Annotated in this window: 13 protein-coding genes and 2 riboswitches; of the genes, 7 read left to right on the top strand and 6 right to left on the bottom strand. The window is 64.0% G+C overall.

Going from position 1 to position 15,740, the window contains the following annotated elements; translation table 11 throughout:
• Positions 1 to 234: 234 nt before the first annotated feature.
• A complete protein-coding gene (locus BPHY_RS15355) occupies positions 235 to 831 on the bottom strand; it encodes a YdcF family protein (protein ID WP_012402361.1) in 597 nt (198 codons plus the stop codon).
• A gap of 6 nt (positions 832 to 837) precedes the next feature.
• Between BPHY_RS15355 and BPHY_RS15350 the strand changes: the two genes are divergently transcribed.
• The 7 genes from BPHY_RS15350 (at position 838) to BPHY_RS15320 (ending at position 8,852) form a co-directional block, all read left to right on the top strand.
• Positions 838 to 1,458, top strand: a complete 621-nt coding sequence (locus tag BPHY_RS15350; protein WP_012402360.1) for a formyltransferase family protein — start codon at positions 838 to 840, stop codon at positions 1,456 to 1,458.
• A 73-nt stretch (positions 1,459 to 1,531) separates the two neighbouring features.
• On the top strand, positions 1,532 to 2,527 hold the full coding sequence (pseB, locus tag BPHY_RS15345; protein WP_012402359.1) for a UDP-N-acetylglucosamine 4,6-dehydratase (inverting): 996 nt from the start codon (positions 1,532 to 1,534) through the stop codon (positions 2,525 to 2,527).
• The gene (pseC, locus tag BPHY_RS15340) at positions 2,524 to 3,690 is read left to right on the top strand and encodes a UDP-4-amino-4,6-dideoxy-N-acetyl-beta-L-altrosamine transaminase (protein ID WP_012402358.1); all 1,167 of its coding nucleotides are present in this window, start codon (positions 2,524 to 2,526) and stop codon (positions 3,688 to 3,690) included. Before pseB ends, pseC begins: the two co-directional genes overlap by 4 nt.
• Positions 3,687 to 4,388, top strand: a complete 702-nt coding sequence (gene pseF, locus BPHY_RS15335; protein WP_012402357.1) for a pseudaminic acid cytidylyltransferase — start codon at positions 3,687 to 3,689, stop codon at positions 4,386 to 4,388. The genes pseC and pseF overlap by 4 nt, the downstream gene beginning before the upstream one ends.
• An 83-nt stretch (positions 4,389 to 4,471) precedes the next feature.
• The gene (pseI, locus tag BPHY_RS15330; protein WP_012402356.1) at positions 4,472 to 5,524 is read left to right on the top strand and encodes a pseudaminic acid synthase; all 1,053 of its coding nucleotides are present in this window, start codon (positions 4,472 to 4,474) and stop codon (positions 5,522 to 5,524) included.
• The gene (locus BPHY_RS15325) at positions 5,521 to 6,810 is read left to right on the top strand and encodes a class I SAM-dependent methyltransferase (RefSeq protein ID WP_012402355.1); all 1,290 of its coding nucleotides are present in this window, start codon (positions 5,521 to 5,523) and stop codon (positions 6,808 to 6,810) included. Before pseI ends, BPHY_RS15325 begins: the two co-directional genes overlap by 4 nt.
• Positions 6,807 to 8,852: a class I SAM-dependent methyltransferase gene (locus BPHY_RS15320; protein ID WP_012402354.1), complete on the top strand. Its 2,046-nt coding sequence runs from the start codon at positions 6,807 to 6,809 to the stop codon at positions 8,850 to 8,852. Before BPHY_RS15325 ends, BPHY_RS15320 begins: the two co-directional genes overlap by 4 nt.
• Positions 8,853 to 8,959: 107 nt before the next feature.
• On the opposite strand, the gene gcvP is transcribed toward BPHY_RS15320, so the two are convergent.
• The 5 genes from gcvP to BPHY_RS15290 form a co-directional block, all read right to left on the bottom strand.
• Entirely contained in the window at positions 8,960 to 11,890 is a 2,931-nt protein-coding gene (gcvP, locus tag BPHY_RS15315) for an aminomethyl-transferring glycine dehydrogenase (RefSeq protein WP_012402353.1), read from the bottom strand.
• A 64-nt stretch (positions 11,891 to 11,954) separates the two neighbouring features.
• On the bottom strand, positions 11,955 to 12,335 hold the full coding sequence (gene gcvH / locus BPHY_RS15310) for a glycine cleavage system protein GcvH (RefSeq protein ID WP_012402352.1): 381 nt from the start codon (positions 12,333 to 12,335) through the stop codon (positions 11,955 to 11,957).
• A gap of 116 nt (positions 12,336 to 12,451) precedes the next feature.
• Entirely contained in the window at positions 12,452 to 13,570 is a 1,119-nt protein-coding gene (gcvT, locus tag BPHY_RS15305) for a glycine cleavage system aminomethyltransferase GcvT (RefSeq protein WP_012402351.1), read from the bottom strand.
• Between the two features lie 83 nt (positions 13,571 to 13,653).
• A riboswitch (glycine riboswitch) is annotated at positions 13,654 to 13,792 on the bottom strand.
• A 49-nt stretch (positions 13,793 to 13,841) separates the two neighbouring features.
• Positions 13,842 to 13,950: riboswitch (glycine riboswitch) on the bottom strand.
• A gap of 166 nt (positions 13,951 to 14,116) precedes the next feature.
• Positions 14,117 to 14,476, bottom strand: coding sequence for a hypothetical protein (locus BPHY_RS15295; RefSeq protein WP_012402350.1), 360 nt, complete (start codon positions 14,474 to 14,476; stop codon positions 14,117 to 14,119).
• Positions 14,477 to 14,606: 130 nt separating this feature from the next.
• Positions 14,607 to 15,656: an oxidoreductase gene (locus tag BPHY_RS15290; protein WP_012402349.1), complete on the bottom strand. Its 1,050-nt coding sequence runs from the start codon at positions 15,654 to 15,656 to the stop codon at positions 14,607 to 14,609.
• Between the last annotated feature and the right edge of the window lie 84 nt (positions 15,657 to 15,740).

Raw genomic sequence — 15,740 nt, 5'->3', positions numbered from 1 at the left:
CGACGTGCAAAGCGACAGCCCGACGGGCGGCGAAACACGCGGCGGGCACGGCCCGCGCCCGCGCCGCCTGCGACCAACGCGCGCCGCCGCACCGCGCGGGCGGGCTCATCGGGCGAATTGCGGTGCTTTTCGCCCGCATTTCCACGCGTCGTTTTTACCTTATGTCACGGATACTTCCATCGTGTTACCGGATGTTGCCGTGGGTTCGCGAATGACGCTGCGAGGCGTGCCGCTTCAGACCCGAGGGTAGATGTCACCGTTGTAGAACGGATGACGCTCGCGCAACCGCTCGAAGATTGCGTCCGTGTCGCCGGGCTCCACGCCCGCGAACGTGGCGCGAAAGGCATCGAGCGAACGCGCCTCGCTGGTCAGCTGTGCGGCCGTGGCGGGACCGCCTGCGCCGTCCACGTCGATGTGAAAGGACGGGCCATAGACGAAGGTGAAGATTTCGAGCGTACGGGCAGCGTGATAGCGGCTCGTCGCGACGAGGATGCGTGAGCCGCCGAACGTGGCTGCGAGGTTGCTCCGGGTGAAAACGGCATCGCCGACGGTGTCGCGCGAGGTGGTTTCCGCAATGACGCGCGATGCATCGACATTGCGCTGTTCGACCGCGTAGCGGCGCATCGCATCGGCGATGCAGATGTCGGAGTCTTCGCGATAGGCCCAGCCGCACATCACCAGCGTCGGCGCCCGGCCGGTTTCGATTGCTTCGATGCCGAGGTCGACGCGTGCGCGAGTTTCGTCATTCAGGTTTCCCTCTGCGTCCATCAGGTTCGCGAGGACGATGACAGCGTCGTAACGGGCGACAGTGAAATCTTCAGGGTTCGGCATAGGGAAATGAAAGTACTGTTTTTGACGAGTGGCGAGCAGGCGCGGCCGCTGGCCGACTGGATCGGCCAACGCGACACGTTGACCGTGCGCGAGACGCCCGTGAGCGCGCAGGAGCTCGTCGCGCTCGCCCCGGACCTGATTGTAAGTCACTCGTATCGCCACATTCTGAAGCGCGACGTGCTCGCGGCGGCGCCCGGCCGATTCATCAACCTGCATATCTCGCTGTTGCCCTATAACCGCGGCGCCGATCCGAACCTGTGGTCGTTTCTCGACGCAACGCCGAAGGGCGTGTCGATCCACCTGATCGACGAGGGCATCGATACGGGCGCGTTGCTGCTGCAACGCGAAGTGTCGTTCGACGAAGCCAGCGAGACGCTTGCCAGCAGCTACGCGAAGCTGCAGCAGGCGATCAATGATCTGTTCATCGACAACTGGTCGTCGCTGCGCGACGGGCATATCGCGCCGCGCGCGCAAAGCGGCGCGGGCACGTTTCATCGCGCGAGCGAATTCGCGGCGCTCAAGGATGCGCTGCTGGGCGCTGAAGGATGGCATGTGCCGATCCCCGTTCTCCGGCAGCGCTACCGCACATCGCGCGCCGTTGCGGCGCACGGCGGCAGGCAGGCATAGCAGGTCAAAACAGGCAGCGGGAACGCACAGGGCGGCTTACGGGAAGTACGGCTCCATATCAAGGAAGCGAACAATGTTGGACAACAAGTCAATTTTGATTACGGGTGGCACGGGTTCCTTCGGCCACAAGTTCATTTCTGCCGTGCTGGCGCAATACAAGCCATCGCGCGTCGTCGTGTTTTCGCGCGACGAGCTCAAGCAATACGAGATGCAGCAGAAGTTCGACGCGCCGTGCATGCGCTACTTCCTCGGCGACGTGCGCGACGCCGAGCGCCTGCGCCAGGCGATGCGCGGTATCGACTACGTGGTGCACGCCGCCGCGCTCAAGCAGGTTCCCGCCGCCGAATACAACCCGACGGAATGCATTCGCACGAACGTGACGGGCGCGGAAAACGTGATCAATGCCGCGATCGAAAACGGCGTCGAAAAAGTGATCGCGCTATCCACGGACAAGGCCGCCAGCCCAATCAATCTGTATGGCGCGACCAAGCTGCTGTCCGACAAGCTCTTCGTAGCGGCGAACAATCTGGTCGGCAAGCATCGCACGCGCTTCGCCGTGGTGCGCTATGGCAACGTGGTCGGTTCGCGCGGATCAGTGGTGCCGTTCTTCCGCAAGCTGGTCGCCGACGGTTCAAAGAGTCTGCCCATCACCGATCAGCGCATGACGCGCTTCTGGATCACGCTCGATCACGGCGTGGACTTCGTGCTGAAGAATTTCCAGCGCATGCAGGGCGGCGAGATTTTCGTGCCGAAGATTCCGTCGGTGAGAATCGTCGACCTGGCGCAGGCGATGGCGCCCGAACTGGATCAGCACGTGATCGGCATTCGTCCCGGCGAGAAGCTGCACGAAATGATGATTGCGCGCGACGACAGTCCGCACACGTTCGAATACGACGACCACTACGTGATCACACCCGCGATCCGCTTCGTCGTGCAAAGCGAGTACGAGACGAACGGGATGGGCGAGACGGGCAAGCGCGTGACGGAAGGCTTCAAGTACACGTCCGACAACAACGGCTGGTTCCTCAGCGTGGACGAACTGGCCGCGCTCGACAAGCAACACCCATGACCGCGTTCATCCCTTACGGCCGGCAGTCGATCGACGAAGCGGATATTGCCGCCGTCGAAGCAGTCCTGCGTTCCGACTGGCTCACGCAAGGCCCGGCGATCGCCGCCTTCGAGGAAGAGTTGGCGCGGCGCGCGGGCGCGCGTCATGCGATCGCAGTGTGCAACGCGACGGCGGCGCTGCACATCGCATGCGTCGCGGCAGGGCTCGGCCCGAACGATCGTCTGTGGACCGTGCCGAACACGTTTGTCGCTTCGGCCAATTGCGGACGGTATTGCGGCGCTGAAGTCGATTTCGTCGATATCGATCCGCTCACGTATTCCCTCGATGTCGATGCGCTCGAAGCGAAACTGTCGGCGGCGCGCACGACGGGGAGCTTGCCGAAGGTCGTGATTCCTGTTGCGTTCGCGGGCGGCAGTTGCGACATGCGGCGCGTGAAGCGTCTGTCGGACGAGTACGGCTTCACGGTGATCGAAGACGCTTCGCATGCCGTCGGCGCATCGTATGCGGGACGCCCCGTCGGCTGCGGCGACCATGCGCACATGACCGTGTTCAGCTTCCATCCCGTGAAGATCGTGACGACGGGCGAAGGCGGCGCGGTGCTGACCAACGACGTGGCATTGAGCGAGCGTCTGCGCCGTCTGCGCAGCCACGGCATCACACGCGACGCCGCGCAAATGGATGAGCCCAACGAAGGCGCATGGTTCTACGAGATGCAGGAACTGGGCTTCAACTACCGGATCACCGACATTCAGGCCGTGCTCGGGCTGTCGCAACTCAAACGCCTGGATGGATTCCTCGCGCGACGCCGTGCGCTCGTGAAACGCTACGACACGCTGCTGAAGGACTTGCCGCTGCAGTTGCCGCAACTCGACGCGCTTGAAGAGTCGGCGTGGCATCTGTACGTGGTGCGGGTGCCGGACGACGGCGCGCATGCGAATCGCCGCGCGGTGTTCGATGCATTGCGCAGCGCGGAGATCGGCGTCAACGTGCACTACATCCCCGTGCATCTGCAACCCTACTATCGCCGGCGCGGCTTCAAGCCAGGCGATTTTCCGCAAGCGGAGCAGTATTACCGCGAGGCGATCAGCCTGCCGCTCTACGCGACGCTCACGGACGCCGAGCAAGATCGCGTCGTCGCACAACTGAAGCGGGTGCTGGGATGAGCCGCGTCGCCATCATTCCCGCACGCGGCGGCAGCAAGCGCATCCCGCACAAGAACATTCGCCTGTTCGACGGCGTGCCCATCATCGCGCATTCGATTCGCGCCGCGCTGGATAGCGCGCTGTTCGATCGCGTCGTGGTCAGCACGGACAGCGAGGAGATCGCGGCCGTCGCCCGCGAGTACGGTGCCCAGACGCCGTTCATGCGTCCCGCCGATCTGTCGAACGATCACGCCGGCACGCTCGAAGTCGTTCAGCATGCACTGCGCGCGCTCGGCGAATCTTATGGCTACGCGTGCTGCATTTACGCTACGGCGCCATTCATCGACGTTCGCTATTTGCGTGAAGGCATTGCGATGCTCGAACAGCATCGCGAGAAGTCGTACGCGTTTTCCGTGACGACCTTTGCGTTTCCGGTTCAGCGCGCATTGCGGCTGACGGCGGATGGCGGACTCGATGCCGTGTATCCCGAGCACCGGCTCACGCGTTCGCAGGACCTGCCGGAAACCTGGCATGACGCCGGCCAGTTTTATTGGGGCCGCGCCGAAGCGTGGCAGCGCGGCGACACGCTCTTTTCGCCGCTGTCGATGCCCGTCGTATTGCCGCGTCATCTGGTACAGGACATCGACACGCCCGAAGACTGGCGGCGAGCGGAACTGATGTTCGCGGCGCTGCGCGGGCTCGCGCAATCGAACGGCTGACAAATAGACGCGCAAAACGATCCATATCAGGGACCCGCGAGTCCCAATAACGGAAGACGCGGGACGGCGTGAGGAAACAACCGATGAAAGAAATCAGAATCGCCAACCGGACCGTAGGTCCAGGCAGCCAGCCATTCGTGATCGCGGAGATGTCCGGCAATCACAACCAGTCGCTGGAACGGGCGCTGGACATCGTCGAGGCGGCGGCAGCCAGCGGCGCGCATGCGCTGAAGCTGCAGACCTATACGCCCGACACGATGACGCTCGATCTCAACGAAGGCGAGTTCCATATCGGCGAAGAAAACAGCCTGTGGGCGGGCAAATCGCTTTACGCGCTGTATCAGGAAGCTTATACGCCGTGGGAATGGCACAAGCCGCTCTTCGACCATGCGAAGCGGCTCGGCATGCTCGCGTTCTCGACGCCGTTCGACGAAACGGCTGTCGATTTTCTCGAAACGCTCGATGTGCCCGCCTACAAGATCGCCAGCTTCGAAAACACCGATTTGCCGCTGATCCGGCGCGTCGCCGCGACGGGCAAACCGATGATCATCTCCACGGGCATGGCGTCCGTCGCGGAACTCGATGAGGCCGTGCGCGCCGCCCGCGGGGCCGGTTGCGAGGATCTGATCCTGCTCAAATGCACGAGCTCGTATCCGGCGACGCCCGAACACAGCAACATTCGCACGATTCCGCATATGCGCGATCTGTTCGGCTGCCAGGTCGGCCTGTCGGATCACACGATGGGCGTGGGTGCCGCTGTCGCCGCGATCGCACTCGGCGCGACGGTCGTCGAAAAGCACTTCACGCTGCGCCGCGCCGATGGCGGCGTCGACTCCGCGTTCTCGCTGGAGCCTGAAGAAATGCGCGCGCTGGTGACGGAAACCGAGCGCGCATGGCAGGCGCTCGGCCAACCAGCCTATGGGACCAACGAACAGGAGCGCAAGTCGATGGTCTTCCGCCGCTCGTTGTATGTGGTCAAGGACGTCGGCGCGGGCGAAACGCTGACGCGCGACCACATCCGCGCGATCCGGCCCGGACTCGGCATGGCGCCGAAGCATCTCGAGACGGTCATCGGCATGACGGCGCGCGCACCGATCAAACGCGGCACGCCGCTTAACTGGGACGTTCTGAAATGAGTGCACAACCTGAAAACTTCGCTGGATCGCAGGGGCGCAAGGATCTGATCCAGTGGAAAACCGATGCCTGGAAAGATCCCGGCATGGTGAACTGGTATTCGAGCCGGATGGTCCAGAGCGAGACCACCAACCTGCTGAAGAACGCGATCGAAATCAATGCGATCCGGCGTTACGCGCGCGGGCCGCAGATCATCGACATCGGCGTCGGCACGGGCCGGGCCGCGTTGCCCCTCGTCGCCGACGGCTACGACGTGATGGGCGTCGACAGCTCGCAGGCGATGCTAGACGAGACCCGCCGTCTTGCGAACGGCGCACCGATTCGCCTGCAGGTGGGCGATGTGGAGCGCCTGCCGTGCGGCGACGCTTCGTTCGATTGCGCCGTGTCGCTGAACGTGCTCGTGCATTTCCCGAACTGGCGCGAAGCGCTGCTCGAATGGAAGCGCGTCGTGCGGCCCGGCGGCAGGATCATTTTCGACATCCACACGCAGGACCACGCCGTCGCCGCCTATGGGGCGGACAAATCGCAATGGCCCGAAGCACTGCGCGCCACGGATGAAGCGGGCAAGTTCGGACTGTACATGTCGCGTGCAAGCATTGCCGAGCTGGTCGAGTTCGCCGATGCGCAAGGGTTCGCGATGCAGACGGTCGTGCCATACGGCGCCTTCCTCGGCGGCGGCAACACGAACTGGCTGCTCTATTCGTCGCTCGAACAGAAGGCGAGCTGGAAGCGCACGCTGTCATGGTTCGCGCGCGACAAGGGACTGTTCGATCTCGGACTGTTCCTCGAAGAATCGATCGTCGCGCATCTCGCGCCGAAGATCGCCGGCCGCATGTTCGTCGTGCTCGACAACTACGCCGATCCCGCAGCCAACGCCCGCTTCGCAGCCGACATGGCCGCGCGCAACGCGGCGCTCGATTCGCTCGACGTCGCCAATCTCGCGAAGTGGCTGCCGCTCGCGCCGGAGACGATGTGCGCGGAACTCGACAAACTGCTCAAGCCGCTGCGCAGCCGTCACTTTATGTTCCTGCTGTTCCAGACGCTGCTTACGCGCTTTCCGAACGTCGAGTTGCGCGGCGCGGTGTCGCCCGAGATGTTGCGCGAACTGTCGACATGGCTTGTCAGCAACGCGCTTGACCAAAAGGCGACCGAAATTGCGCGCAGCTGGTCAGCGGGTATCGCGGACAAATACAAGGAAGGCACCGACGTGACCGTCGGAGCGGAGTACAACCTGGTGCGGGTGCTGCTGTCCCGATACTTCGGCATTTTCAGTGAGGGCCAGCGATGAAACAGAAGGCCATTATCAGTCTGCTGTGGGGCAAGCATTTCGGCGCGCTCCAGCAGTTTCTGCAGATGCACGAACCGATGACGGTGATCGCGTCGCTGCCTTCGCTTTCGCCGCAGATGCAGGCCGCGATCGCGGAAACGGGTTGCACGCTCGTTTCGCTCGACGGTTTCGCGCAGGATGCGGGCGCGCAGCAGACGGTGAGCGAAGAGACGCAGCGCCTGTTGAGCACGTTCGAACGCCACATTCAGCAGCAGCCGGAGTTGTGCGGCTTCACTGCCGAAGCTTCCGACAAGCTTCGTCCCATCGTGTTCGAAAGCGTGCGGGGCGATCTGCCCGCCACCGTGCAGTTGCTCGAGTGCCTGAAGCGCGCGGCCGAGCAATACGACATCGCCCTGCTGGCGACCAACGAGGACATGATGCGTGCCGGCAAGACGGCGACGGCATGGGCTCGCGCCAAAGGCATTCCGACCGTGCATCTCGCCCATTCGATCGCGCTCATCGATCCATACACCGTGCACAATGAACTGATCGCCGACAAGCTCGTCGTGTACGGTCAGCGCGGCATGGAAGGCTATCGCGATCTGGGTGTCGCCGTGGACAGGCTGATCGCCGCGGGCAATCCGGCGTGGGATTGCTATGCGACGCTGCGCAAGCAGAAGCCGGCGTGCCGTGCGCAACTCAACACGAAATACGGGCTCAAAGCGGAGTTGCCGCTCATCGTGTTCGGCACGACATGGGCCGCGAATCTGAGCGCACACTGCATCGAAGACATTTACGACGCGTCGGTGCGCGCGTTCATGGGCGCATGCGAAAGCTTGAAGAAGGCGGGCGTGCGGTTCAATGCGGTAATCAAGGATCGCCCGTCGAATGCGGCGTTTGGCTCGACCCGTTGCGCAGAAATTCTGATGAAGCTGGGTGCGGCGGCCGACGGCTATTTCTACGCCAGCGACGACACTGAACTTTTCGCCGCGGGCGCCGACGTACTGGTCGCCGTCGATTCGAACTATCTGGTCGAAGGCATGCTCGCGCACACGCCCGTCGTCAATCTGATGAACACGGCGGGTATGCTGATGGGCCCGTGTTTCGAAGCGGAAACGGGCGTGGTGGAAGTCGAGGCGCATGAGCTCGCGTCGGCGCTCCACCAGATCCTGACGGATCACGCGTTGCGCGCCGGTCTGGTGCAACTGGGTCAGAAACGCGCCGCGCACTATAACCATAACGACGGCGACGGCATGGCGTCGGTGCGCGTCGCGCAGGCACTCGCCAGCGCCGCCGCGGGACTTGCGCCGCGCGGCCAGCGCTACGTATGGCAGCAGTATCTGGACGTCGAGTCGGGCGAGATCGCCGAGGGCTATCACACGCCGGGCCGGCCGAATCTGGTCGCGATGTATTCGAACAATCCTTCCACCGTGATCGATATCGGCTGCGCGGCGGGCAGCACGGCCGCGCTGATCAAGCAGCGTTTTCCGTCGAGCCGGGTGTGGGGCATCGAGATGAACCGCGCTGCCGCACAAGTGGCGAGCAGCAAGATCGACCGGGTGCTGGTCGGCAAGTTCGAAGATTTCGACCTCGAGCGCGAAGGCATCGCGAAGGGCACGCTCGACGGCGTACTGCTCGCCGATGTGCTCGAACACATGTACAACCCGTGGGACGTGATGGTGAAACTACGGCCGTACATGTCGCCGACGGGCCAGCTCGTTTTGAGCATTCCCAACGTGCGCAACCTGATGTTGATGGACGATCTGAGCAAGGGCAAATGGACCTATGCTGCCGCTGGCCTGCTCGACATCACGCATATCCGCTTCTTTACGCTGAGCGAGATCGTGAAGTTCTGCAACGAGACCGGTTACAGGATCGTGCGCGCCGAGCACGCGATCGACGGCAGGCTGCGCGAGTTCTGGAATCAGAACCAGTCGAATACGACGCCGACCGAGATCAACATGGACAGGATAAAGCTCAAGGACGTCACGCGCGACGAACTGCTCGAGCTGTGTACCATCCAGTTTCATCTGCTGCTCGAGAAAGATCCGCTGCACGGCTGACGGGTGCCGTCGCGATGCAAAGAAAAAACCCGGTGACGAGTCGATCGTCACCGGGTTTTGTCATGTCTGCTGTTGCATCGGTCCACTGAGCGGCGGACGCGACTGCGTTACTCGTAATCGGCTACGGGCACGCACGAGCAGAACAGATTGCGGTCGCCATACGCGTTGTCGGCACGGCCGACGGGCGGCCAGTATTTCTTCGCGACGAGGGTGGGCAGCGGATACGCCGCCGTTTCGCGCGTATAGCCATGCTTCCATTCGTTCGCGACGACGACGGCCGCCGTGTGCGGCGCGTGCTTCAGCGGATTGTCCTCGCGGTCGCTGCGGCCTTCCTCGACGTCGCGGATTTCGTTGCGAATCGCGATCATCGCTTCAATGAAACGATCCAGCTCTTCCTTCGATTCCGATTCGGTCGGCTCGACCATCAGCGTGCCCGGCACGGGGAAGCTCATCGTCGGCGCGTGGAAGCCGTAGTCCATCAGACGCTTCGCGACGTCGTCCACCGAAATGCCGCTCGTTTCCTTGATGGGACGCAGATCGAGAATGCACTCGTGCGCGACGAGTCCGCCCGGGCCCGAGTACAGCACCGGGTAATGCGGCGCGAGCTTGTTCGCGACGTAGTTCGCGTTGAGGATCGCGGTCTCGGTCGCGGCCGTCAGGTTCTTTGCGCCCATCATCGCGATGTACATCCACGAGATCGGCAGGATCGACGCCGATCCGTACGGCGCAGCGGAAACGGCGCCGATGCCGTTCACATCGCGCTCATAGCCCGTCGACGTCTGATTGGGCAGGAACTTCGCCAGATGCGCGCCGACAGCGACAGGGCCGACACCCGGCCCGCCGCCGCCGTGCGGAATGCAGAACGTCTTGTGCAGGTTGAGGTGCGAGACGTCGCCGCCGAACTGGCCGGGCGCCGCGAGACCCACCATCGCGTTCATGTTCGCGCCGTCCACATACACCTGGCCGCCGTGCGCATGCACGATCTCGCAGACTTCGCGGACGTTCTGCTCGAACACGCCGTGCGTCGACGGGTACGTGATCATGATCGCCGCAAGTTTTTCCGCGTGCTGCGCGGCCTTCTTCTTCAGGTCTTCGATATCGACGTTGCCTTGCGCATCGCACGCGACGACGACGACCTGCATGCCCGCCATCTGCGCCGATGCCGGGTTCGTGCCGTGCGCCGAAGCGGGAATCAGGCACACATTGCGATGACCCTCGGCGCGCGACTCGTGATAGGCGTGAATGATCAACAGGCCGGCGTACTCGCCTTGCGAGCCGGCATTCGGCTGCAGCGACACGGCCGCGTAACCGGTTGCGGCGACCAGCATCTGTTCGAGCTGGTCGATCATTTCGCGGTAGCCGACGGTTTGCTCGGCGGGCGCAAACGGATGAATCTGGCCGAACTCGGGCCACGTGACGGGCAGCATTTCCGACGTCGCGTTCAGCTTCATCGTGCACGAGCCGAGCGGGATCATCGAGCGGTCGAGCGCGAGATCCTTGTCCGAGAGGCTGCGCAGATAGCGCAGCATTTCCGTTTCCGAATGGTGACGGTTGAACACGTGATGCGTCAGGTACGCGCTTTGGCGTTCGAGCGTCGCCGGGAACGTGTTCGACTGGCCGAGCTGCGCATCGAGTTCGTCGATTTGCGGCGCCGCGTCGACAAACGCAGCTTGCGCGAAAGCGGCGAGCAGATCGGCGAGGTCGGCGCGCGTCGTCGTTTCGTCGATCGACAGGCCGACGCGCGTTTCGCTCACGCGACGCAGGTTGATGCGCTTCGCCGTCGCGGCGTCGTGCAGCGCCTGCGTGCGCGGACCCGTTTCGAACGTGAGGGTGTCGAAGAAGGTCTCGTTGACGAGCGTATAGCCGAGCTGCTTCGCGCCTTGCGCGAGCAGCGCGGCAATGCGGTTCACGCGCTGCGCGATCGTCTTCAGGCCGCGCGGGCCGTGATAAACGGCGTACATGCTGGCCATGATTGCGAGCAGCGCCTGCGCCGTACACACGTTCGACGTCGCCTTTTCGCGGCGGATGTGCTGTTCGCGCGTTTGCAGTGCGAGACGCAGCGCGGAGTTGCCTTGCGCATCGACGGTGACGCCGACGAGACGGCCCGGCATCTGACGCTTGAATTCGTCGCGCACGGCGAGATAGGCAGCGTGCGGGCCGCCGAAGCCGACGGGCACCCCGAAGCGCTGCGAGTTGCCGACGGCCACGTCCGCGCCCCACTCGCCCGGCGGCGTGAGCACGGTCAGCGCGAGCAGGTCGGCGGCGGCGACCACGTGGCCGCCCGCGGCGTGAACCGCGTCAGCGAGCGCGCGGTAGTCGCGCACATCGCCGTTCACGCCCGGATATTGCAACAGCACGCCGAAAGCGTTCGACGTCGCCGCTTGCGCAGCCGGACCGACCTTCACTTCGATGCCGACGGGCAGCGCCCGTGTCTTCACGACTTCGATGGTTTGCGGCAGCACGTCGTCTGCCACGTAGAAGATATTCGACTTCGGCTTGCCGACGCGTTGCAGCAGCGTCATCGCTTCGGCGGCGGCCGTTGCTTCGTCGAGCAGCGAAGCGTTGGAGATCGCGAGGCCTGTCAGGTCGACGATCATCTGCTGAAAGTTCAGCAGCGCTTCGAGTCGGCCTTGCGAAATTTCCGGCTGATACGGCGTATACGCCGTGTACCAGGCCGGGTTTTCGAGCACGTTGCGCAGGATGACGGCGGGCGTATGCGCGTTGTAGTAGCCCTGGCCGATGTACGAGCGGAACACCTGGTTCTTGTCCGCGAGTTCGCGCAGCGCGGCGAGCGCTTCGGCTTCGCTCTTCGGCTGGCCGAACGGGCCGAGCGGCAGCGCATCCTGGCGGCGGATCGCCTGCGGAATCACCGCGTCCATCAACGCGGCGCGCGATGCGAAGCCGAGGGCTTCGAGCATCGACTGCTGATCGGCGCCATCGGGGCCGATATGCCGTTCGGCGAAGGCGTCGTGCACTTCGAGCGCGGCGAGCGAGAGAGGAGTGCGGTTCATCAGACGATCCGGGTGTTCGAGCTTCATTGAGTGTTCCTGCCGGCGCGGCGTTCGCGAGCGGCGAGCGCCGCGCCTGTCGTGGGTAAGTGACTTATTCGCCGATCGACTTGCCGTACGCGGCGGCGTCCATCAGACGGTCCTGCGACGCGCCGTCAGCCGGCTTGATCTTGAAGAGCCAGTTGTCGTACGGTGCGCTGTTCACGGCGTCCGGCGTGTCGGCGACGTTCGGGTTGGCTTCGATGATTTCGCCCGAAACGGGAGCGTAGATGTCGGAAGCGGCCTTCACCGATTCGATGACGGCGACGGTGTCGCCTGCCGACACGGTCTGGCCGAGTTGCTGGACTTCGAAGAAGACGATGTCGCCGAGCGCTTCCTGCGCGTGGTCGGTGATGCCGACCGTCAGCGTGCCGTCTGCTTCGGTGCGGACCCATTCGTGCGATTCGGTGTATTTCAGATCGGCCGGGATGCTCATCGGATGCTCCTATGCGGTAATTCGGTTGAGTTAAATGGTGGGACGCACGCGACGCGCTTTCGTGTCTGTCTGGTGTCTGTCCGGTGTCTGTCTCGTGACGCTCATCATGTGACCGATCAGCCGACGAGCACTTTGCCGTTGCGCACGAATGGCAGTTTAACCACGCTGGCTGGAAGTGCCTTGTCACGGATCTGCACGTGCACGACGTCGCCCGGCTGCACGCCCTTCGGCACGCGCGCAAAGGCGATCGACTCCTGCATGGTCGGCGAGAATGTGCCGCTCGTGATTTCGCCTTCGCCGTTCGGCGTGACGACCTTCTGATGCGCGCGCAGCACGCCCGCCGCCTTGCCGTTGTCCTTGTGCAGAATCAGGCCGACGAACGACTGCTTCGAGCCGTCCGCTTCGAGCTTCGCGCGGCCGATGAATTCGCGCGGTGCGGACAGGTCGACTGTCCACGCGAGACCGGCGTCGAGGGGTGACACGTCGTCGTCCATGTCCTGACCGTACAGGTTCATGCCCGCTTCGAGACGCAGCGTGTCGCGCGCGCCGAGACCGGCGGGGCGCACGCCCTGCGCCTGCAGCGCGTTCCACAGTGCTTCGACGTGAGCGGCGGGGACGATGATTTCGAAGCCGTCCTCGCCCGTGTAGCCGGTGCGCGCGACGGTCAGCTCGCCGAACGGCGTATCGGCGACGCGCGCCGCGTTGAACGGCTTGAGCGCTTCGCTGGCGGCGCGTGCATGCGGCACCGTCGCCCAGACTTTTTCGCGCGCGTTCGGGCCCTGCACGGCGACGATCGCGTAGTCGCGGCGCGGCGTGATGGTGAGGCCGAAGCCTTCTTCGTCATTGAGCTTGTTGAACCACGCGATGTCTTTTTCAGCCGTGCCGGCATTCACGACGACGCGGAAATGATCTTCGCCGAAGTAATAGACGATCAGGTCGTCGATCACGCCGCCTTGCGGGTTCAGCAGACACGAGTAAAGGGCCTTGCCGGCCGTTTGCAGCTTGCCGACGTTATTGGCCAGCGCGCGCTCGAAGAAGGCACGCACGCGTTCGCCCGTGAAATCGACGACACACATGTGGGAGACGTCGAACATGCCGGCGTCCGTGCGCACCGCGCGATGCTCTTCGATCTGCGAGCCGTAATTGACGGGCATGTCCCAGCCGCCGAAGTCGACCATGCGGGCATTCAGCGCGCGGTGCGTGGCGTGGAGCGGGGTGTGTTTGAGTTCGGTCATCGGGGCCTCGGGCATCGCTAAACAGGAAAGGCCATGCGGCGAAACCTCTCGCGATCCCACTTTGGGTCGACGAGCGATAACTGCATGCCCCCTCTGTCCTCGATACCTGAGAGATTGCGCTGCCGTCAGCGAGTGCTGGCTGGCGTGGCGCGCGCCCCTTCGGTGGGCAGCTTGCGCGCGCATTCTGCACGGGCGCTACTGCCGCTCTCCAGAGTGCGAAAAACGGGCTCGATCGAACGAGGTCATGATGACCGGAAGACGAGCGGGTTTTTCGACGCGTTCGGTCCTTTTGCCTGAGAGTTTGCGGGTGTGCCCCTTCGGCGGCGCTGCATGCTGTGACTACGGACGACAGCAAACGGCGCGCTCTCCCGACGCGTGCGGCGAATGTACGCGAGGCCCGGAGGCTTGTCAAATCGGGGCGGCGGACCCGCGCGGGTGGCGGCTGGCAGCCGCAAAAAGCGGTGCTGATTTCAAAAAAAATGCCGCAGGCGACGCGCGCGGCAGGCGGCGTACGCGCCGTGCGGCAGCAGGCGCACGCGATTGCGATCAGCGGTTGATGGCCGCCGACGCCGTATCGAGTTCCTGATTCAGCACGCGTTGTTCGTCGCCCGTGAGGCCGCCGCCGTGCTGCGCGGACATGTCGTGCGATTCCTGGCGGATCGTGTCGAGCCGGCGATGCAGCGCGGCGCCCTCGGGCGGCGGATAGTGGCCCTGGTTCACACGGGCGTCGATGTGACGACCCATGTCGTCGATACGGCCGTCGACCTGTTCGAGTCGATGCACGGCCATTTCGTGCGGATTCGCCGAGGGGTGCGATTCGGCGATCTGCTTCGACGGTGAGATCACGCACGCGGCAAGCGATGAAATCAGCGCACCACAGCCAAGCGCGCGAACGATAAATTGCATAAATGATTCTCCATCAGCGGGACAAAAGGTTCGCGCCCTGCGGAAGCGACCGAGGGCGCAACAGAGGCGGGAGCAAGATCCAGCCTGGAACAGGACGAGGCGAAGCCGGAGGCGCAAAGTTTTCCGCCCGTCATGCGCCGCGTTTGAACGCCAGTCGCATGCCTTCCTTCTCGCTGCGATTGGCCAGCTCGATGATCGCCATCACGTCGACGGCATCCTGGGTGCTGATGGGGAACGGCGCGCCGTCATGAATCGACGCCGCCAGCGCACGGTAGAAGCCGGCATAAGCGCCGTCGCGCGTCGGCAGTTCGCGCTGCACTTCCTGCTCGCCATCCAACACGCGCAGCGTGCCCGCGTCGTTGCCGCTGCCGAAACCGGCATCGCCCGGACGCAAGCCGGCTTTCAGCTGATCTTCCTGCGTATCCAGACCATATTTCACGTAACTGCCGCGCGTGCCGTGGATCGTGTAGCGCGGCGCGACGAGCGCAGTCAGCGCGCTCGCGTGCAGCACGACTTCGTGATTCGCGTAACCGAGCAGCAGATGCACGTAATCCGGCGCGCTCGCATTGTCGCGATACGCCTTCACCGTCGCGTAGACGGTTTCGGGCGCGCCGAACAGCGTCAGCGCCTGATCGATCAGATGCGGACCGAGATCGAACAGCAGGCCGCCGCCGCGTGACGCCTCTTCACGCCAGCGCTGCCGGATGCCCGGGCGGAACCGGTCGAAGTGCGATTCGAAGTGCGTGACGCGGCCCAGTTCGCCGCTCGCGAGCAGATCGCGTACCGTCATGAAATCGCCGTCCCAGCGTCGGTTGTGGAACGGCGCAAACAGCAGCCCCTTGCTTTGTGCGACATCGGCAAGCGTGCGCGCGTCGGCCGCCGACAGCGTGACGGGCTTGTCGACGACCACGTGCTTGTCCGCCTCGAGCGTGCGGCGCGCGAGCTCGAAGTGCGTGTCGTTGGGCGTCGCGATCACGACGCATTCGATCCCCGGCAACCCGAGCAGCGCATCGATATCCGCGACGATCTTCGCGTCCGGATAATCGGCGCGCGCCTTGTCCGGTTGTCCCGTGGCGATTGCCGCGACGCTGGCGCGTCCGCAGTGTTCGATCACCGGCGCGTGAAAGGTGGCGCCGGCAAAGCCGTAGCCCATCAAGCCAATTTTCAGCGATGAAGACATGCGTGTTCCGTGCAAAACCGGCGCGCCACGGGGGCGGCGCGCAACGCCGCAATTGTGGCACGGCGGCGCTTCCCGCCATGCCGC

Origin of the sequence: Paraburkholderia phymatum STM815, assembly GCF_000020045.1 — a bacterium.
GTDB classification, from domain to species: Bacteria; Pseudomonadota; Gammaproteobacteria; order Burkholderiales; family Burkholderiaceae; genus Paraburkholderia; species Paraburkholderia phymatum.
This window is presented reverse-complemented; position numbering and strand designations above follow the sequence as displayed.